General features: G+C 52.6%; 20 protein-coding genes. 5 read left to right on the top strand and 15 right to left on the bottom strand.

Annotated elements, in window-relative coordinates:
* Positions 1-70 precede the first annotated feature (70 nt).
* Both SH449x_RS23065 and thiD read left to right on the top strand, forming a co-directional pair.
* Positions 71-358, top strand: a complete 288-nt coding sequence (locus SH449x_RS23065) for a hypothetical protein (RefSeq protein WP_482378436.1) — start codon at positions 71-73, stop codon at positions 356-358.
* 105 nt (positions 359-463) lie between these two features.
* Entirely contained in the window at positions 464-1300 is an 837-nt protein-coding gene (thiD, locus tag SH449x_RS23060; RefSeq protein ID WP_482378435.1) for a bifunctional hydroxymethylpyrimidine kinase/phosphomethylpyrimidine kinase, read from the top strand.
* Here the strand turns inward: thiD and SH449x_RS23055 are convergent.
* The 8 genes from SH449x_RS23055 to xylB form a co-directional block, all read right to left on the bottom strand.
* Positions 1257-2216, bottom strand: coding sequence for a polysaccharide deacetylase family protein (locus tag SH449x_RS23055; RefSeq protein WP_482378434.1), 960 nt, complete (start codon positions 2214-2216; stop codon positions 1257-1259). The two genes, thiD and SH449x_RS23055, sit on opposite strands and share 44 nt — an antisense overlap.
* Positions 2210-2833 (bottom strand): acyltransferase, encoded by a 624-nt coding sequence (locus SH449x_RS23050; RefSeq protein ID WP_482378433.1) that lies wholly within the window; start codon positions 2831-2833, stop codon positions 2210-2212. The genes SH449x_RS23055 and SH449x_RS23050 overlap by 7 nt, the downstream gene beginning before the upstream one ends.
* Complete coding sequence (locus SH449x_RS23045) at positions 2830-3852, bottom strand: Gfo/Idh/MocA family protein (RefSeq protein ID WP_482378432.1); 1023 nt, start codon at positions 3850-3852, stop codon at positions 2830-2832. The genes SH449x_RS23050 and SH449x_RS23045 overlap by 4 nt, the downstream gene beginning before the upstream one ends.
* Positions 3849-5081, bottom strand: coding sequence for a DegT/DnrJ/EryC1/StrS family aminotransferase (locus tag SH449x_RS23040; protein WP_482378431.1), 1233 nt, complete (start codon positions 5079-5081; stop codon positions 3849-3851). Before SH449x_RS23040 ends, SH449x_RS23045 begins: the two co-directional genes overlap by 4 nt.
* A gap of 76 nt (positions 5082-5157) precedes the next feature.
* Entirely contained in the window at positions 5158-5937 is a 780-nt protein-coding gene (locus tag SH449x_RS23035) for a glycosyltransferase family 2 protein (RefSeq protein WP_482378430.1), read from the bottom strand.
* A gap of 250 nt (positions 5938-6187) precedes the next feature.
* Positions 6188-6415 carry a membrane protein insertion efficiency factor YidD gene (yidD, locus tag SH449x_RS23030; RefSeq protein WP_482378429.1) on the bottom strand — a complete coding sequence of 76 codons (228 nt, stop codon included), beginning with the start codon at positions 6413-6415 and terminating at the stop codon, positions 6188-6190.
* 27 nt (positions 6416-6442) lie between these two features.
* Complete coding sequence (locus SH449x_RS23025) at positions 6443-7243, bottom strand: RsmE family RNA methyltransferase (RefSeq protein WP_482378428.1); 801 nt, start codon at positions 7241-7243, stop codon at positions 6443-6445.
* A gap of 24 nt (positions 7244-7267) precedes the next feature.
* The gene (gene xylB, locus SH449x_RS23020) at positions 7268-8785 is read right to left on the bottom strand and encodes a xylulokinase (RefSeq protein ID WP_482378427.1); all 1518 of its coding nucleotides are present in this window, start codon (positions 8783-8785) and stop codon (positions 7268-7270) included.
* Positions 8786-8911: 126 nt separating this feature from the next.
* Between xylB and SH449x_RS23015 the strand changes: the two genes are divergently transcribed.
* Genes SH449x_RS23015 through SH449x_RS23005 form a run of 3 tightly spaced genes read left to right on the top strand, consistent with a single transcriptional unit; the run spans position 8912 to position 12164 of the window.
* On the top strand, positions 8912-10321 hold the full coding sequence (locus tag SH449x_RS23015; RefSeq protein ID WP_482378426.1) for a hypothetical protein: 1410 nt from the start codon (positions 8912-8914) through the stop codon (positions 10319-10321).
* Entirely contained in the window at positions 10318-11529 is a 1212-nt protein-coding gene (locus SH449x_RS23010) for a class I SAM-dependent rRNA methyltransferase (protein WP_482378425.1), read from the top strand. Before SH449x_RS23015 ends, SH449x_RS23010 begins: the two co-directional genes overlap by 4 nt.
* Positions 11530-11531: 2 nt before the next feature.
* Positions 11532-12164 (top strand): histidine phosphatase family protein, encoded by a 633-nt coding sequence (locus tag SH449x_RS23005; protein WP_482378424.1) that lies wholly within the window; start codon positions 11532-11534, stop codon positions 12162-12164.
* 100 nt (positions 12165-12264) lie between these two features.
* On the opposite strand, the gene SH449x_RS23000 is transcribed toward SH449x_RS23005, so the two are convergent.
* The 7 genes from SH449x_RS23000 to leuC form a co-directional block, all read right to left on the bottom strand.
* Positions 12265-12642 (bottom strand): hypothetical protein, encoded by a 378-nt coding sequence (locus tag SH449x_RS23000; protein WP_482378423.1) that lies wholly within the window; start codon positions 12640-12642, stop codon positions 12265-12267.
* Between the two features lie 432 nt (positions 12643-13074).
* Complete coding sequence (locus SH449x_RS22995; RefSeq protein WP_482378422.1) at positions 13075-14340, bottom strand: tetratricopeptide repeat protein; 1266 nt, start codon at positions 14338-14340, stop codon at positions 13075-13077.
* A gap of 369 nt (positions 14341-14709) precedes the next feature.
* Complete coding sequence (locus tag SH449x_RS22990; protein WP_482378421.1) at positions 14710-16014, bottom strand: S41 family peptidase; 1305 nt, start codon at positions 16012-16014, stop codon at positions 14710-14712.
* Between the two features lie 95 nt (positions 16015-16109).
* Positions 16110-16892: an alpha/beta hydrolase family protein gene (locus tag SH449x_RS22985; protein WP_482378420.1), complete on the bottom strand. Its 783-nt coding sequence runs from the start codon at positions 16890-16892 to the stop codon at positions 16110-16112.
* 113 nt (positions 16893-17005) lie between these two features.
* Positions 17006-17425: a hypothetical protein gene (locus SH449x_RS22980; RefSeq protein ID WP_482378419.1), complete on the bottom strand. Its 420-nt coding sequence runs from the start codon at positions 17423-17425 to the stop codon at positions 17006-17008.
* Positions 17426-17512: 87 nt separating this feature from the next.
* Entirely contained in the window at positions 17513-18109 is a 597-nt protein-coding gene (gene leuD, locus SH449x_RS22975) for a 3-isopropylmalate dehydratase small subunit (RefSeq protein WP_482378418.1), read from the bottom strand.
* 67 nt (positions 18110-18176) lie between these two features.
* Positions 18177-19586, bottom strand: coding sequence for a 3-isopropylmalate dehydratase large subunit (leuC, locus tag SH449x_RS22970; RefSeq protein WP_482378417.1), 1410 nt, complete (start codon positions 19584-19586; stop codon positions 18177-18179).
* Positions 19587-19616: the final 30 nt, after the last annotated feature.

Below are 19616 nucleotides of genomic sequence, written 5' to 3'. Positions count from 1 at the left end.
AAGTAGAAGTTTTCTTTTGCAGACTCATTATTCGTTCGATCGATTTCTCACCCCAAGGTGCTTAGAAACCATGATTCGTCCCTCCACCATGATGCGAGCCTTTTTCGCTGCCGTCGGCATCTACCTCATCATCGTGGGGCTGGAATGCATGGTACTGGACAGCGCAGTTTTTGTAGCTGGTGTGATGGATGAACCGGTTAATGTCCCAACAGGCGGCCTATTCAATGCCCCACAACCCGTCGTTAACAATCGGGTCTTCAAGCCATCGGAGTGGTTTCCCTGGTCTTTGATTGCGTGCGGTTCGATCACGCTTCTCTATTCCGTATCTCTTCGTAGCCAATCTCAGCCAGCTGGCTAAGTTGCAGTCGTGCAAAGTTTGGCGACAGGGTAATCTAGTGACCGGAACATTCCGAACCTGTCGCTTCTTACTAACTCAAACACGTCACTTTTCGCAAATATCTCAATGGCTGAACAAAATACATTTGCTCCGCAATCGATTGCTCTCACAATCGGTGGTTCCGATTGTAGCGGTGGGGCTGGCATCCAAGCCGACCTGAAAACCTTCCAACAATTCGGTGTTTACGGTGCCACGGCAATCACGATGCTGACCGTTCAGAACACACAGGGGATCAAGCAAATTCATATGATGAGCCCGGAGCTCGTCTTGGCTCAAATACAATCAGTGATGGATGACTTGTCCCCCATCATCGTTAAGACCGGAGCCCTCGGCAACGCCGACATGATCAACGCGATTGCGAAATGGGCCGAGACCTTGGAGGTGCCACTCATCGTCGACCCTGTCATGGTCAGTAAGTCGGGTGACTCGCTGATCGATGATGATGCTGTCGAAGCCTACAAAAATCTTCTCAAGCGAGCGACTCTCGTCACCCCCAATCGATTCGAGTTGCAACGACTAAGCGGCATCGAACTGACGAACGAAGAAACGATTGCCCAAGCGATCCACGAGCTTCATCAAATGGGTGCAGTTTACGTGCTGGCGAAACTCGGGGAGGTAGAGGGCAAGTCGCGGCACATCCTCGGCACGGGTGATAAAAATTTAGCGTTGGAAATCGATCGATTCGATACCCCGCATACGCATGGAGCTGGCTGTGTACTCTCGTCAACCATAACCGCTTTCTTGGCGCGAGGAGCAAGCGACTGGCCCGAGCTAGTCTCCAAAGCGATCGAGCAAACTGCTGTTGCCATCTATAATGCGACGCCGATCGGCAAGGGACGCTCACCCGTCGAAACACGCGTTATGGAACTGAACAAATCGATTCTGCGTGCTGCGTCATCGTAACGCACTCGAATTTGCTTTGCATCCAACCGAGTACGTTTCTCGCTATCCGCATCTTTACCTGTGACGGCAATTGCATGCCAGGAAAGAATGCCAGGTCTGACTCGTCGTCCGCTCCCAGAAAATCAAGTGGATGTAACAAAAAAGAGGGCTGAACTCGATTTAGCCAACATAGCCTCATGGCGCTCCGAAAGTAACTTGCTGCGATCCGCTCTGAATAGCTCGCGAGATACATGACGTAACTCAAATGGATCGGTACTTTGAACCAAGGCATCGTGGTTACCGGTAATTCAAGCAAAGCCCCTTCACTTGCTTGTTGTGTTGGAACGGCCGCATCACTATTCAGATTCCACCAGTAAGGTCTTAAACGCTGAAAACCGGCGTTCCAATTGCCGAAAAGCTGTTTGCGTTTATCTCGGTCCTGCTTCCCGAGGCGACTATGAAAAAAATAGTACATCCTCGCGATTGGACCGAGAAAAGTGGGAAACGTAGAACAGTCGTACAAATAGCCCCGGTCCACGAGCACACTGAGCACGGTGGGCGAAAAGCTAAAACCAGGCCCACGAAAACCTCGCGTTCTCACACCTGTAGCCAACTCTATAGCTTGCTCACTTCTCTCGAACTCCTCGACGATTTGCTCGCGACTGTACAAGTGAAGCCACGGCTCATGATGAAACGAGTGATTCCCTACTTCATGACCGCTTGATGATATGAGCCCGAGAGCGTTGCGATTACCCTCCAGAGCCGCATCCTGTCCTACGATAAAAAACGTGATCTTGAGCCCCAGGTCGTTGAGCAGTTCCAATACTCGCGGAAGCAACACATCGAGATACGACGGAAATGACTCCCATCCAGAATCTCCGTGAGTCTTCATATAAGACCACTTGTTATCCAAATCCAAAGAGATACTGGCTAGCATGCGGTCAATGGCTCACTGATTTCAAAACCGAGGCGATGATAGGACCGGCCGCATGCTCGGCAGACCAATTCGGCGTGTATAGCTTGCTCTTCTTCAAACATGATTAACAGTTGGCCGCACCGACAAACAGCCCCCACACTGCGGCCGGGTGATCCAAGGAACAAATGAAAGTCGGGAACAGACTTTGTCACAATCGTTCCCATGCCAATCATAGCCCATCGTCCGATAGTGAGATTGCTACCGACAATGGCTCCGGCACCGATCGTGGAACCGCAACGAACAATCGTTTGCTCCGTGGATTCGCCTGGATCGCTTGAACGCAATTTTTGTAGATCAGGTGTGGCGGCGCGAGGAAAGCGATCGTTTGTAAAAACGACACCCGCCGAGATCATCACCCCGTCCTCAATGGTGACAGCAGTGCAGATGTAGACGTTGGAATTGATCTTACATCGGTTACCGATCGACACACCGTAGGCAATCGTTGATTTTCCACCGATGATACACTCGTCCCCAATGGTTGCATCATGCCTGACATGGACGTTGTCCCAGACAGCAGTTCCGTTACCGATTCGGACTCCTGATTCCACGATCGCCGTCGGGTGAATGCGAGAACTCATGAAGCAATCCGACCCACCGTCAACGGGTAGCTTGCGATGGAAACCCAAGCATCGGCCCTCATCGATTCATAAGCTTTGTCGATCGCATCAGCCGATGCCAGCGCATCTTGCGAGGTAATCAGTAGCGGCTCGATCCCGTGAATCGCATTGCAAAAGTTGTTGAGTTGGGCCGTAAACGCTTGGACTTTGTCGTAGCCGCTGCCAAACACGGTCCAATCGGAATCGATGGCCCGTTTGTATTTCGATTCCTTCCAGCCAACGAGCACCGTTCCTTGAGAACCGTAGATACTGGCATACCAAGGAGTCTGTTTGTTGATACTCCAGGACAGATCCATAGCAGCTAACGCTCCGCACTCGGTCTTGGCGTGAATGCGTACGGTATCTTCAACAGGGATCTGCTGGTAACGCTTTCCTTCGAGAACTTGTATAGACGTGATAGGACCGAGCAGGTACCGCACGACATCAACCGAATGGGTACCGTTATCGATCAGCACACCACCTCCGCTGAATTCTGGTTGGCTATTCCAGCGTTTGCTCATATCGACGTGACCTGCAAACGTATTCTCGAACAAAAGCACCTCGCCGAGAACACCTGAGGTCACCAACTGTTTGGCATAGATCATGTCCGCCGTATATCGGAACTTGGATGCCATGGTAAGAATGGTCCGCGTTTCCTCCGCGCGTCGTATCATCTGGGTCGCTTGCGCCAGATTCAAAGCGATAGGCTTTTCACATAAAACATGAACACCGGCATCCGCTAGCAGTTCGCAAATCTCCAAGTGCGTATTAGGTGGCGTGCACACGATCGCAGCGTCGATCGAACAATCGGAACCGAGCAATTCCTCGAGCGAACTAAACGCACGGCACCCCGTGGCAGCACCCACCGCTTCGGCCGATTCTCGCCGAATGTCGACGACTGCAACCAGCTTTGCCAGCGACGTTTTCCCGAACGCTTGTAAATGCGTTTGAGCAATGCCACCTGTACCGATCAATGCAAACTTCAAAGGAGACTCTTTCATGATTCGGTCAAGCTCTTGACGGCGTCGCGAATAGTTTGGGCAATGTATTGCACATGGCGGGATTGATAGTTCTCGCTCCACGGCAGCACCAAGACTCGCGCGAGGGCTTGGAAGGTCCCGGGGAATCGCTCGGGCGAATAATCGAGTGCTTCGTCAATGGCCAAGTTGAAAGGGAATCGGGAATTCCCGAACGTGCGTTGATCCCGTATCACCTCGCATTGAAAGGCTGGCTTTTGGATATAGCGTGGGGCACAGAACACGCCACCTTCTTTCAATTTCTGCCCCAGAGCGACCGTCCCACCTGGGATAATGTTCGGATCGACATCCAGAGCGTATTTCCAGTAGGTGTGTTTGCATCCCGGCAACGCTCTCGGCACATGGATACCAGGCACGTCAGCAAGCGTTTCCGACAACTCGTCAGCTCGCCAAATGCGAGAACGCACACTAAAGTCGAGCTTTTCGAGTTGCGCGAGAGCCACAGCACCGGCGAGCTCGTTCATGCGATAGTTAGGGGCAAGGAAGTAGTGGTCGGGTTTTGCATCGCCGTAGCCCCACCCTTTGTTGATAAACAGAAAGCATCGGCGTGCGAGATCATTATCGTTGGAAACGACAACTCCTCCTTCGCCAGTGGTAATATGCTTTCCTTGTTGCAGCGAGAAACAACCCATGTCACCGATGGAGCCAACGGGTTGCCCTTTATATTCGGCCAGAAAAGATTGTGCACAATCCTCGATGATCGGAATCCGATGTTTTCGACTAAGTTCCTTGATGGGGCCCATATCGCAGGGATTCCCGAACAAGTGCGTTACCATAATGGCTCGCGTTCGGGGGCTAATGCATGCCGCGATGGTTTCCGACGTGACATTGTAGGTCTTGGGATCGACATCGGCAAAGCGAGGCACAGCGCCTTGGTAAAGGATTGCGGAAATCGCTCCCATGTCGGTGATCGAAGTGGTAATGATCTCCTCGCCTGGTTCAGGATTGATCGCGGCCACGGCGGTGTGCAAAGCAGCGGAACCAGACGAGCAAGCATGCGTGTGAGCAACCTCGCAGACTTTCGCAAACTCGATCTCGAATTGCTTAGTGAACTCCCCTTTCGTGGAGGTCAAAGTCCCAGAGAGAATCGCTTTAGCAACCGACTCGATTTCTTCTTGTCCCAAGGTACGCCCCGAGGCGTCTTGGTCGGATGGCAAAGGTAAGACATCTAGTTTCTCAATCGTGCTACTCATGATGTTTATCGGTCGTCTTTTTTTAGAGGCGTTGTTGGTTGTATCGTAGTACTCTGGTGTTGTTCCAGTATTGGTCTTATCGGTTTAGCAAGCGTGCTATCAATATACGACTCATCAGCTTGAGATGTTGACCTATAACTGGGAGCGTTCTCATCTTGGAGAAGCCCACTTTGCGAGTCGTTAAAACTGCCGGAACTTCGACGATGGCTCCGCCCGATCGATCCAAATGCCATGCTATCTCCGCAATTCCCACAAAGCCATCGTTGGTTGCCGGCATCGCAATGAACGACTCCTTACGGTAAATACGAAAGCAGCTCGTGTACGTATGTAGCTTGCTACGCAGCAGAGATCTGTATCCGAGTGATGCCAATTTCGAGAGAGCCAATCGCCATTTGGGAACCCCAACCACGCTACCGTCCGGGTGATAGGGAGAGGCCGTTACCATCGCCGCGCTTTCAGTGATGGCGGACGCCAATTCCTGGAGCTGGAGGGGATCGTACGTGCAATCGGAATCGATGGTCGCCACCCAAGGGCTGCTCGCATTTTCAATCCCAGTGCGGATGGCTGCCGTTATGCCTCGATTGCATGGATGCTTGACCAGCCTCGCCCAAGGCAGGCCTTGGAATCGTTCCTGAAGTCCCGCCCAGGTTCGATCGGTGCTCCCGTCATCGACAAGAATCACTTCGCTGATGGTTCCCGCATGAAATCGTTCCATCAGTGAAGCTAGACGAGCGTGGAGTTGTTCGAGACCAGACTCTTCATTGAAACAAGGCACGACAATCGATAGCTCCAGCACCGCTGTTGGCAGCGGTTCGGTATTTTCAGTCGATTCAGAAGTTGAAAGCGTGCTAACCATTTTCTATCAAGGGCTCAGCAATTGGAACAGACGAGGTCCCCGCACGGAAAGTTATCAAAACCTGCCCTAGTAGCGATTACCTGACATGTCCCATCATAATTAGGTCACGTTCACGATCGCAAAAGCAATCCAGGCAGCCTGACAAAAAACCACGCCACCGGCCTAAGCTCGGTCCGGTTGTAGCGGACGGTTTCCCAGAATTTCCCGGGAAAGTGACACTTCTCGCCGAGCGAGTCTTGGCGAGAACGGCTTACGGCGGATCGTATCCACCTTTGCAAAAGGGTTGGCACCGACAGATCCGCCATATCCCTTTCGCTCCTCCCTTTAGCGGGCCATGCTTCTGAACGGCCTCGATCATGTACTGAGAACACGTCGGTGTGAATCGACAATTCGAGCCAAGCAGAGGACTGATGGCTCGTTGATAAAAACGGACCAGCCCAATCATGAGATTACCAAGCAGTCTGGAAACAAATTTCATCCGGTAAATCTCATCGGTCAAAGCTTCTCAGGTGAGTTTCTCGCCACTCTGGCCTTCGGTTATGGCGTCGTTTTCCGCAGTTCCAACCCACAAACTGCCGAGGGTACAAGCCACCGCCACAGCCGTCTCGACTCTCAGAATCCGTTCTCCGAGGCTAAGCATCATGGCCCCCGATTGTACCATAGCCTCTACCTCACTCTCCGAGAAACCACCCTCGGGACCAATCGCAAACACCACGCCAGGTAGGGATTGCTGCAGAAACTGACTCGATAGTTGCTCCATGGATTGGTATTCCTGGTCTGTATTGGGTGGATGCAGTACCCAGGAGCGTACTCCGGCTTGAGATAGGGTTCGAATCGTTTCGCAAAACGACTTTATGTTCAGAGTCTCCGATATCGATACCAGCCGGTTTCGTCTGCTCTGCTTGCACGCCTCAATGGCATAACGTTCCAGTCGACCTTGGTTGCGATCGTTCACTTCGGCAACCCCGAACGCGGTGTCCAGCGGAATGAGTCGATCCGCCCCCAGCTCCGTGAGCTTTTCGATCGTTCCGCGTTGGCGGTCTCCCTTTGGCAACGCGACTGCTAGCGTGAGCTTGCCGTGATGGTCGTTCGGAGCAAAGGTGCAATGTTCGATCTCGATCTCAACATCCCGTTTGCCGATCTCGACAATCTTACCTTGCCCGACATTACCTGCGCCATCGAACAGTTCGATCTCGGCGCCCAGCTTCATTCGTAGCACTTTAATCGCGTGATGCGATTCCGGCTCCGGCAAGGAAACCCTTCCGGAGCTAGGTAAATCGGGAACTAAGAAACGGGGAGCACGCACGTTGAATCGTTCTTTTCCGCGTTCTTAAAGCTTAGAGATTTCTGCAAAGCTGTCTTTGAGCGAACGGTACAGCGACTGGTAAACCGGGAACGCTTTGTCGTAGACCTTCTGTGCCGGTTTCTTGGGAGCCGTACGTTCTACAACTTTGATAGTCGCACCGCAGGCTTCCTCGATGTTCTTGTACTCGCCGCTGCCGACCGCTGCCAGCAATGCCACCCCAAACGCGGGCCCCTGCTCGGCATTGATCGTACAAGCCTTCTGGCCAAAGGTATCGGCCATGATTTGTTTCCAAAGCGGGCTCTTGGACCCGCCGCCACTGACTCGGATTTCTTTAACGGGAACCTCAAGCTGGTCCAGGATGTCGAGACTCTCTCTCAGTGAGTAAGTCACCCCCTCCATCACCGCTCGCGCCATGTGGCCTCGAGAGTGCTTATTGGTCAATCCGACAAAGCATCCGCGAGCATGTGGATCTGCGTGCGGAGTGCGTTCGCCAGCCAGATAGGGCAAAAAGAATAGCCCCTCGGCCCCAGCGGGAACTGCAGCGGCTTCCATATTGATTGTCTGGTAAGGATCCACACCTCGTTTGGCGTTTAGTTCAACACAAAGCTGATTCACAAACCATTGCAACGAACCAGCCGCCGAGAGTGTCACGCCCATCATATGCCACTTGCCGTGAACCGCATGGCAGAACGTGTGCAATCTTCCTTGGCTATCGTATTGAGGAGTGTCGCTGTGACAGAACATAACGCCGGAGGTGCCGAGCGACGCGGTGAGCACGCCTTGTTTAACAATCCCGTTACCGACCGCTCCTGCCGCGCAGTCACCTGCTCCGCCGACAACCTTGCAGTCGGTGGTTAGACCTAACTCTTCGGCCACTTCGGGGAGCAGCGTCCCGGTGATTTGTTCGGACTCATAAACCTTAGCTAGAATCGTGGGATCTACATCAAGTTTTCCGAGCAACTCTGTAGACCATTGTCGCTTTTTGACATCCAGCAAGAGCATCCCGCTCGCATCGCTGGCATCGGTTGCGAACTCGCCGGTCAATCGGCGACGTATGTCATCCTTTGGGAGTAGCAAATGAGCCAGCGAGTCGTAGTTTTTCGGCTCGTTGTTCCGCAGCCACAGCAGCTTGGGTGCGGTGAAACCGGTCAAGGCGGGATTGCCGACCATGCGGATTAGTTCATCTCTACCGCCGGCTCGGGTGGTGATCTCGTCGCATTCTTTTGCCGTTCTTTGATCGTTCCAAAGAAGTGCCTTTCGGATCACTTTGCCTTTCTTATTCAAAAAGACCGAACCGTGCATTTGGCCGGACAGACCGATCGCTTTGACTTCGTTTTTCTTGACTTTGGCCGCTTTGACGACTGCTTTTACCGTCTTCTTGACAGCCGTCCACCAGTCCTCAGGATCTTGCTCGGTCCACAGTGGCTTGGGCATATGTACCGGGTATTCTGCTGCCGACTCGGCCAAGATATTCCCCGCCCCGTCGATAAGAAGACTCTTGGTGCCCGAGGTGCCGATGTCGATCCCGATGTAATAAGCCATTTTTATCTCTCTGAAAACGATGATTCGAGGAAACTCTGTCGAACGAACCCTAGGAACCGTCCGTAGCTCGATACTATACTGTTCCCTCGCGAATTGCAGAATCTCTCATCACGACTTGTTAGCCTAATGAAAGACAATAAACCAACCGGCCCCCTCGTCCCGTCGCTGGGATACGCGATACTGTTGCACGCCGTCGTCGGACTTCTGACGATTGGTTTGACCGGTTGCACTCCCGGCAAGAAGGGCCCTGGCACGGGTGAGGAGAATCAGGTTGTGTCCGCCAAGGATCGGCCACCCCTAAAAGTCGTGTTGGTCGACGGGGATTTTTCGAGAGAGCTCGAAATTCAATGGCAAGCCTTCTCGGACCAACCTCTTGCCATCGAAACAGCTTCACTTACCGCATTTCACGACCGGAAACAAGACTCGACCGACGTTTGGATTTTCCCTGCCAATCTTCTGGGGGAGATGGTGAGCAAGCAATTGGTCGGCCAACTGCCGCAAGCTGCCTATGGCAAGGTCCCGTCCGATGCATTGGACGAAACCGCACCGCCCAAGGAATCCCCCATGGATGCGTGGCCGGCTCGATGGCGAGGAGCATCCCGCTACGGAGGCTCAGTTTACGCCATGCCGTTGGGTGCCAAGCCACTTGCTGTAATCGCCAGCGGTGTCGATCTGCCCCCCCTGAAAGCCGCCGAACCCACTTTGGGCCGATCCGAGGAACTCTCCGCCAACTCGCGAGACGCTTGGGAAAAGGTTCTCAAGGCAATGCCCACTGTTACGCCTCCTGAGTCACCCGAATGGAACCCGCAGCAACTCGATCGACTGGTCGATCACTTCCTGTTCGTTGCTTCGACAACCAATGCTCGTTATCGTGGTTTATTCGACGTCTCGAAGATGACGGCCAAACTCGATTCCCCCGATCTGGTCAACGCTGCACAGATCGTAACCGAGATCTGGCGAGTTTCCCCTTCGTCGATACTGCTCCCCCCCCAAGAGGCATGGCAACAAACAACCGACAGCACCGATGCATCCCTCGTCATTGCCTACCCACCGAATACGGGAGAATTTACGGGAGACGAACGAGACGACTTGCAAGTAGCAGGTCTCTCTTGGAATCCGAATCACGGCTTATTGATTGCAGTCGGCAAGAAGACGCGTCAGTCAGCGGTCTCGAATCAGTTCGTATCATGGCTTTCCGAACCTGAACAACGTGCGACCTTTTCCAAGCTGGACGAACGAGTCGAGCTTTGGCCATCGCAGCCCGATCCAAATGCAGGTCGAAGCGACTACCGTGCCTATACAACGCTCATCAACAATTTTCAACGTCCCGAACCAACAACTCTCTTGATCCGTTTCGATAACGCACATCTCTATCGCCAGCGATTGAGCGAAGCGTTATTAGCATGCATCCAATCCCCTGATCAGTGCAAAAGCTTGTTAGCGGAATGCTCGAAAGCGTGGGATAAAATTACCGAACAAAACAATGCACCTCAGCAACGATTATCCGTAGAACAATCGACAGGCTTTTCTCAGTGACACAACTAGCGCAACCTCTCCGCAAACTAATCTTAAAGCAAACCAAGAAACAAGGCTTCAACGGTTACCATCCTTGGATTCTTGATCATTCCCTTCACCAGCCTGCATCGCAGCCCGAACCGGGCGAGATTGTAGAGTTGGTACGTGAGGATGGAAAATTCATTGGATCCGGTTTCTACAACCCAAACAGTCGCATTCGGGTGCGATTGTTGACCTGGAAACAGGAGGAGCGAATCAATGAAGATTTCTTTCGACAAAGAATCGATCGAGCTATTTCACTCCGCACGCAATTCGCAGCCTCGGCTAACAATCAATCGATGCGTTTGGTGTTCAGCGAAGCGGATCAACTGAGCGGCTTGATCGTTGACAAGTTCGGTGAACATCTCGTTATGCAAGTGAACAGCATCGGTATTTTACCTTTTGTCGATGCGATCGCCCAACGACTTTTCGAGATCTATCGACCACTTAGTATTGTCCAATTGATCGACGATAAGTCTGCCAAATCGGAGGGTATGGAGCCGGGCGTTACAGCACTCATGGGAAGCTTGCCCGAAGAAGCAATCGAACTAGAAGAGAACGGATTGATCTGGAAGGTGGATTTGTCTCGCGGCCAGAAGACCGGGTACTACCTCGATCAACGGGAGAATCGGCTGGCTGCCGCTCGTTGGACTCCGAGAAACGCCCGCGTCCTCGATATTTGTACCTACCTAGGGGGCTTTGCCCTGACGATCGCCAAGCATGCTGAGACCGCATCGATCACAGCGGTTGATAGCAGTGAACGGGCCTTGCAAGCTGCCCTGGCGAACGCGGAGCGAAATGGGTTGCAGGATCGAGTGGAATTCGTTCAAGCCGATTTCTTGGACTACCTATCGAACGAATTGGATCTCGGGGCTAGGTTCGACATGATCGTTTTGGATCCACCTCGATTGGCAACGTCGCGTGACAACATGCGGAGAGCGATGGCTGCTTATCATCGATTGAATTATTTGGCGATTCGAATGTTGGAACCGGGGGGAGTCTTGGTGACATGCAGTTGCTCGGGCCGAGTTACGCGGGGGGATTTTAGAGACATGCTCAAAGGGGTTGCGGATCGTGCGGGCCGGGAGGTCCAGATACTTGAGGAACGTGGTGCACCGGCGGACCATCCGGTGAGTTTGCATTGCCCGGAATCAGATTATCTCAAGTGCACGATCGCGAGAGTGTTATAAACATGCTGATCTATATCATTCGACACGGCGAGAGTTTGTTCAACCGTGAGAATCGGATCCAGGGGCAAACGGATGTTGCGTTGAGTCCATTCGGCGAGCAACAAGCGGCTGCGATTGCCGAGACCTTTCAGCCGGGGGATTTGGACGCGATTTTCTGTAGCCCGTTAAAGCGTGCCTATTATACGGCTTTACCGTTATCAGAGCGTTTAAGTCTCGAGCTGCAACCGATGGATGACCTAAAGGAAATCCACGCGGGAATCTTTTCGGGGTTGCTGTGGAGTGAGGTTGAGTCCCGTTTTCCGCAATACTCCGATGGTTGGAACAACATGGAGTACGACTTTGTAATACCAGAGGGAGAGTCGCGGCGGCAGTTGCAAGTGCGAGGTGTGCGGGCACTGGAACATATCACGTCTCTCCCTTACGAGAAGGTCGCGGTAGTGGCACATGGTGGCGTATTGTGTGCAGCCCTGAAAGGCATCTTACAAGTTCCCCCGTCCACGAATCCCTTCAGTCTGTTCAACGCATCTATAAGCAGGCTTTCATGGGATGATCGTTGGAGCTTGCTCACACTCAATCAAATGGAGCATCTAGTCAAGGCAGGCGTGGCGAAAGAAGTCGGGCGAGGAAATCTCTAACTGGGAAAGAAACGTTTCCCCGCACCGGCAAAAAACTACCCATCGTTGTAGAGCATATGGAATCCTGATCCATTACGATGACTCGAAGAGATAGGCTGCTCTAGTCAAGTAGCCCTTTGATAACAGCAATAAGTCCTAGGATGAACATGATTGGGGGGTAAAAGAATATATATCCAGCGGCCAACCCTCCGAAAAACCAGACCAGGGCCACAACCATCGTTACGATACCGCCAATCACAGTCCCATCGAAATAGGATTCGCTTCTGGACGGTCGTTCGTACTGTTCTTGATAAGCGTTCTGTAGATAGTCGTGCGATGCGGAACGCTGCCCATACGCGGAGTGCTCTGGGGTCGTCGCCCCCGCGTACGAAACAAAGTTCGATGGTGGAACGTAAGAAGGCGAGGGAATATCAAGCTCCCAGTTTGGGCCAACAGCAGGGGAGGCGGTCGCTGCAGGGCTCAGGGATTGTTGAGTCACGGGAACTGAGGTGGTTTTACGAGGTGTACTTTCTGCAACCTTCTGCGTAAAACCAGGCACAGAGAATGCCACTCCACAAGGGCATTTTGCTTTTTTCGGTTGGGCTGTCCGAGTAACGCGGAGCTTGCGACCACACTCGCAGGTGTGAGAAAATTCTGTACCCCTCGAGGCTAGCACAGTCTCCTTGGGTTGTGAACTAGCAACCTTTTTTTGCGGAATAGAGGTGGAAGGTAAGGGCGGATCTAGGGAAATGAGTTGGCCACAAGGGCACCTCATTCTTTTTCCAGCAACTTGCTCTTTAACCTTTAACTTGCGATCGCAAGATGGGCATTGAATTGGATCCATTTCTTGAGATTCCCATTATGGTCAGAAGGATTTTGCCAATCATTCTAGATGACGATGGAGTGATAGGGTGTAAGGGAGAGTTTCGTCTTACTCGATTCGCCGTAAATCTAGGTTCGTCTTGGCAAATTTGTCTGCATACCATTGTCGCCAAGCGTCCTGGTTGTAGTTAAAGTTCTCGCCAGTTATACCCTGCAATGCGAATAGAACGCTCTGCTGCTGGACGCTTACACTGTTGGCAACATTACCTCCAGAAGAAAACCCCGCACCTCCCGCCGAGTCAATACCTTGATTTTGGTTCACTTTTGTAACTACCGTACCACTGGTAACCAAGGAGTTGATGAGTGGAATAATGGCACCACCGCCAGGTATGCCTTGCAGATTTTGTGCCGCTCGGTCGGTACGAGCTGCGATGGCTTGAAATTCGGCTAATGATCCATACATCGCCTTGGGATCTGAGCCCAATCTTGCTGCAAAGTAAGCGACCGCAATGTCTTGACTCATTTCATCCCGATTTAATGCGGCTAAACTTTGATCGACGAGACCGCCCGGTGCAGTGGGTAGGTCGAGTCTCATGGCTATCTTGCAAAAGATCGGTGCTGCGGAGGCACCCGGCATCTGCAAGAGCATCTGCATATATACCTCGACTCCACCCAACTTCTTGTCGATCGACTCCTTGAGTTGCTTCTCCAAGTATTCGATGGCAATGGGGTCATTGACCGTTTTCAAAAACTCAACTGCAGAAGCAGCGTCCTTGTCGTTTTTCTTAAGCTTGGTGATTGCGAGTTCAATTTCCTTCTTTATTTTCGCCCGCTCGTTTGTGATCTCTTGTCGTTTTTCCAAAATAGCTCGCGAGAACAACGTCATCAATTTGCCATTTACAACGTCTCTTCCCTCCCGAAAGTTTAACTCACTCCTACGCACCCAGCCTCCATAACGATCTTCGTAGATATATCCAATAGCAGCCCAGGCTGATTTATCGTTTGGTGCTAATTCAGCGACTCGCTCATAGTGAGCCTGCCCCATAGCACTCATGCCGTTGCGAATGCACGTAACGGCGAGCTCCTTATTCGCATCAGCAGTGTCAGGCGTTTGACGCAGGAGCAATTCGTAATCGATAGGCACCACGGTCGATGGGATTTGCCGCTGCACGTCGCTCTTGGCTATTTGAATCGCGATTCCATCATCGGTCTTGATGACAACCATATCATCCTCTTTGGACGGGAAGATCTTGCCGGAAAGCTTGCCTCCATTCTTCAAGATGATTTGATCCGAGCGACACTCACTGGGGACACCAAGCCATAGGAAGACAACAACCAACAGCCCTGGCCCTATACCGTGTAACCGATTTTTCATCTTCTATTCCCCGTTTAAAGGACTTAGCATCGCAGTCGAACCGTGTTACCGTAGGACTTCGTCGCGCCGCGACGCAAAATTGTAGCGGAACGGGCGCGAGCCCTCCGGTAGGGCGTTAATTCGCCCACCGCCTATCAACCTACTCGGCAATCCCCGTCACTCCGGTTGCCCTGGTTTTCGTCGCCGACGGCGACTCTTGGCTCGCTTCGCATCGCTCGTTACCGTACGGCTTGCGCCGTTACGCTCCTATTTGCATCGCGTGCCGTTTCTGTAACTTTTGGCAGATTTCCGTATGCTGATAGCCCAGTATACACCAGGCAAGCCGCAAATCGAGCAGCGAGCCTGGAGTTTCTCTACCTGTGTCGCTGCTCAATCTCGATCGATCGATTCAAGCACAAACTCAACCGCTTTGTTGAGCTGGGGATCGCTGCCCAGTGTGGTATCGGAGTCCGCAACATCAGGAGGGATCGTAACCGGGTCGACATAGTTCGCTGGGTCCGACCGTTTTCGAAATCGATCTATCAACTGATCTAACTGATCCAATTCAATCCCAACTTCAAATCCCTCATCGGGTACAACTCCCCAATCATCGTCGGATTTAGCATCTTTGCGGCGATGGATCATTTTTCCCGACGGTGGGAAATAATAAGCTGTTGTCAGCCGCAATGCCGCACGACCTCCGTCGAGCGGTATCACGTTCTGAACGCTTCCTTTACCAAAGGTCCTCTTTCCTATAACCGTCGCTCGTTGGTTGTCCTGCAAACAAGCTGCCATGATCTCGCTAGCGCTTGCTGAGTTTTGATTCACAAGAACAGCGATGGGTATATCCTTGGGGATGATGACTCCAGGCTTTGCATAAAACGTTTCTCGCTCGGATCGTCGACGTCCTTTGGTCTCAACCAGAACACCATCGTCTAGAAAATAGTCGCATATGGCAATCGCCGACTCGAGCAATCCACCGGAGTTGTCGCGCAAGTCGATAATCAGTCCTCGCATACCCTCGACACTTTGAATCGCTTTGCGCAATTCCTCTCGAGTTTTCTCCCCGAACAGTTCGATTCGTATGTAGGCAATGCGAGGATCGGCAGCCATGCGAAAATCCCAATTTCCATCCGGCTTGCGCTGGTCTCCTAATACCGATTCGACCTCGATTGTTCCCCTGGTTACCTCGACCGCCATCGGTGTTTCTTCACCTTGTCGCTCGAGCAACAATTTCACTTTGGTCCCCTGTTTCCCCCGCAGTCGTTTGGTCAGATTATCAAACTCATAACCCTCAACGCTTTCGCCGTCGATCTCGAGTATCACATCACCTGGCTTGATCCCCACCTTGTAAGCTGGCGAGTCGAAAAGAGCGCTGACGACCGTGAATCGATCTCGACGTGGTGGCCCATCCAAGCTTACTCCGAGCCCCCCGAATTCCTGCTCTAAGACTGATCGAAAGGACATCAACGAACTGGGTGGAACAAAACCCGAGTAGGGGTCTAGCGAATCGATCATCCCCTTCATGGCGGCGTTGTAGAGTTCCTCGGGATTCGATTCGTCGACGTACTGACTATCGATCAAGTCCATGACGAGCGCGAGATCCCTGACTTTGCGGATCCGAGCGGCATTCCCATAACAGAAAGTACATACGACAACCGCGAACAAAAGTATCTTCAAATTGGTTGTCAGCATATGGTAACCCTGTACCGCCCAAAAATTTCGAACGAGCTATTGACTCATTCTAGTACACGAATCGGAGCAAAGAAACTACCGCCAGAGCAAAGAAACTATCGATCCACCAGCAAGCTTCGGCCCCAAGCGTCAACGCATCGGGCTACCGCCTTGCAAATCGCTTCACTGCTCAGCAGGTGATCGCAGTCTGGCAATGTGACCAAGGATCTGGGCCCCGCGTGGGCTTTTTCCCCCTGAAAGCCACAATTCCTCAATGCATGTTGATAAGCCACGGTCTCGTCGGTTCGCGAATGGAGTGCTAGTAAAGGCTTGCGAATCTGCGCGACTGCCGACGGCAAATCGTATCGCCGAAAATCCTCTGGCATGGAACGATCCACTTGATAACGAAAGCCACCAATCACAACCTCGCCCTGCCCCACCGTTGCAATGGCAGGATCCATTTTCTCCAGCAACGATGCAAGGTGGTGTGTATCGCTAGGAGCTGCCAGAGCCACGACACCTCGAGCAGAATCAACCTGCTCCGCTTGATACAAACTAGCTGCGCCACCGAAACTGTGCCCGATGAGGAGATCCGGCTGAGCTGTTACACTTTCGAGAAAATCGCATGCTGCCCTCATGTCCTCCAGGTTCGTTGTAAAGCTCGACTCTCGGAACCGCCCCTCACTATGACCGAGCCCACGGAAATCGTATCGCAAAACGGACCAACCTAGCTCAGCCAGAGCGCGACTGATCTTTACGATTGCCTTTAAGTCTTTATTACAAGTGAAGCAATGAGAAAACAGAATCGACCCAATGGGATCTCCCTCCGGCATCTCACGAATGCCTGACAATTGCAATCCACTGCTTGTTGGAATAACACAACGAACGGAATGTCTCACTACCCTATCACTCCATACCTATCTAATTCCATCGTCGAATCAAGAATCGGCAAATGTTTCATTCGGTTCTGGCAACTGACCGACGGAGCGGTCAGCGACAATGTCGCGGATCTCTATCGCACCCGACGCATCTGTATCGAGCCGACGTCCTTGGCCGCTTGAAAGCTTCCGCTCAGTTGGTTCCCCATGCTTACGGCATTCATGGTGTAGCTCCCCATCAACGGTCCGAGCGGTTTGGACGCATACAAGTGAACATTGCCATACTCGTCATAACTTGGGTGCATGGCAACTTTGTAAGTGAACGGGATCACCAAAGCGAATCGCCCGCTGAAACGTGCTTGGTAGCTACCGTCCCCCGACTGCCGCACCGTAGCCCGCATGGGACCACGATGCCCGGTCGACTGGCTACGCCACTCACCAACCCACCTTCCCGTGGGGTCTGCTGAATAGGCGATATTTTTGTCAGCCGCGAGCATAAGCAACGCGAGCGCAAACCCAATTACAGTCAGTCGATTTTCAGTCAGTCGATTCATGATGTGCTCTCTCGTTTAAACGAAACCCTGTCGTGCGCAAAACCGATGCTTAAAACAATACTGCCCCGACAAGTCTAGCATCCATTACTACTGCAGGACGGGATGAGTCCTCTCGAACTCGTCGATTTTCGATTCATGGGATAGCGTTAATCCAATATCATCGAGCCCGTTGAGCAAACAGTGGCGGCGGAATGGTTCGATGTCGAACCTGGTAAGAAAACCGTTGCCATCGGAAACGGTTTCGGAATCCAGGTCGACCGTCAGACTGAATTGCGCGACCGAAGCATGGCGCTGGAATAAATCCTCCACCAGGGCTTCACTCAATGCGATCGGCAGCACGCCATTTTTGAAGCAGTTATTGTAGAAGATATCGGCGAACGAGGGTGCAATGACACATCGGATTCCGAAGTCATCGATGGCCCAGACGGCATGTTCTCTAGACGAGCCGCTACCAAAGTTTCGGCGTGCGAGCAGTACAGAGGCTCCCTTGTTGCGAGCCAGATTCAATTCAAAGTCGGGGTTGTCTGAACCGTCCTCGTGGAAACGCCAGTCGAAGAAAAGAAATTGGCCGAATCCACTCCGTTCAATTCGCTTCAAAAATTGCTTGGGGATGATTTGGTCCGTGTCGACATTGGCGCGATCCATCGCGGCGACGATTCCTGTGTGTTTGGTAAATGGTTTCATGGTATTGCGAGCCTGTTATTGATGGTTTTGGTGCAAATGTGGAATTAGTGGTTTTCTCGTGACGGAACTAGCGATATTGCCAGTCGCGAATGTCGACGAATTTGCCCGAGATTGCTGCTGCGGCGGCCATCGCTGGGGAGACCAAGTGGGTTCGGCCTCCTTTGCCTTGCCGCCCCTCGAAGTTTCTGTTCGACGTTGATGCGCAACGTTCTCCCGGAGCCAGTCGGTCGGGATTCATGGCTAGGCACATGCTGCAACCTGCTTCTCGCCAATCGAAGCCAGCTTCCTTGAAGACTCGATCTAACCCCTCGGCCTCGGCTTCACGCTTGACCTGGCCACTGCCAGGAACCACCATCGCATAGACTTTATCGCTAACCCTGTATCCTTTAACGACGTTGGCAGCGGCTCGCAAGTCATTGATACGTGCATTGGTACACGATCCAATAAAGACGCGATCAATGTTGACTTGAGTGAGCGGTACACCGGGCTTGAGCCCCATGTATTCGAGGGCGCTCGCTGCGGACTTTCGCTCGGTGTCATCAGCGAAGACGCTCGGGTCAGGAACATTCTCGCTCACCGAAGTCACTTGCCCAGGATTCGTCCCCCAGGTGATCTGTGGCTCGATCTCGGAACCTTGGAAGACACTGACTCGGTCGTACTTGGCCCCAGGATCGCTCGGCAGTTTCTTCCATAACTCGACGGCGGCCTCAAAGTTCTTGGGAGCAAATGTTCGACCCTTGAGATAGTCGAAAGTGGTCTGATCCGGGGCGATCATACCGGCCCTAGCACCTGCCTCGATCGACATATTACAAACCGTCATTCGCTCCTCCATGCTCAATTTGCGAATGACTTCGCCGGTGTACTCGAGAACGTAGCCCGTTCCGCCGGCAGTCGTCAGCTTGCCGATGAGATAGAGGATGAGATCCTTTGCGGTAACGCCAGGAGCTAGGTTTCCATCGACGCGAAGCTCATAGGTCTTGGGCAACGTCTGAAGCAAAGTTTGCGAGGCCAGCACGTGCTCCACTTCACTGGTCCCAATACCGAACGCTAAGGCCCCAAACGCACCGTGAGTCGCCGTGTGGGAATCCCCGCAGACGATCGTCATGCCTGGTTGCGTGTATCCTTGTTCTGGCCCGATGATGTGGACGATGCCTTGGTCGCGGTCGTTCAAGTCGTAAAGCCGGATGCCGAACTCCTTGCAATTGTTGCGCAACGTGTCGACCTGTTGTTTGGCGATCGGATCGGCGATGGGCAGACTGCGGTCGCTGGTGGGGACGTTGTGATCTGGAGTGGCGACTGTCTTTTCGGGGCGTCGCACCTTTCGACCCGCAATCCGCAACCCCTCAAATGCCTGGGCGCTCGTCACTTCGTGGACTAGATGCAGATCGATGTAGAGAATCGTTTGCTTCCCAGGCTCTGCGTGGACGACGTGACTGTCCCAGATCTTCTGGAACATGGTTTTGGGGGTGGCTGTCATCGTAATATTCAATTGGAAAGGAGGTTTGAA

The organism is Brakhagea baltica, from assembly GCF_052161605.1.
GTDB lineage: Bacteria > Planctomycetota > Planctomycetia > Pirellulales > Pirellulaceae > JBKCUI01.
This window is presented reverse-complemented; position numbering and strand designations above follow the sequence as displayed.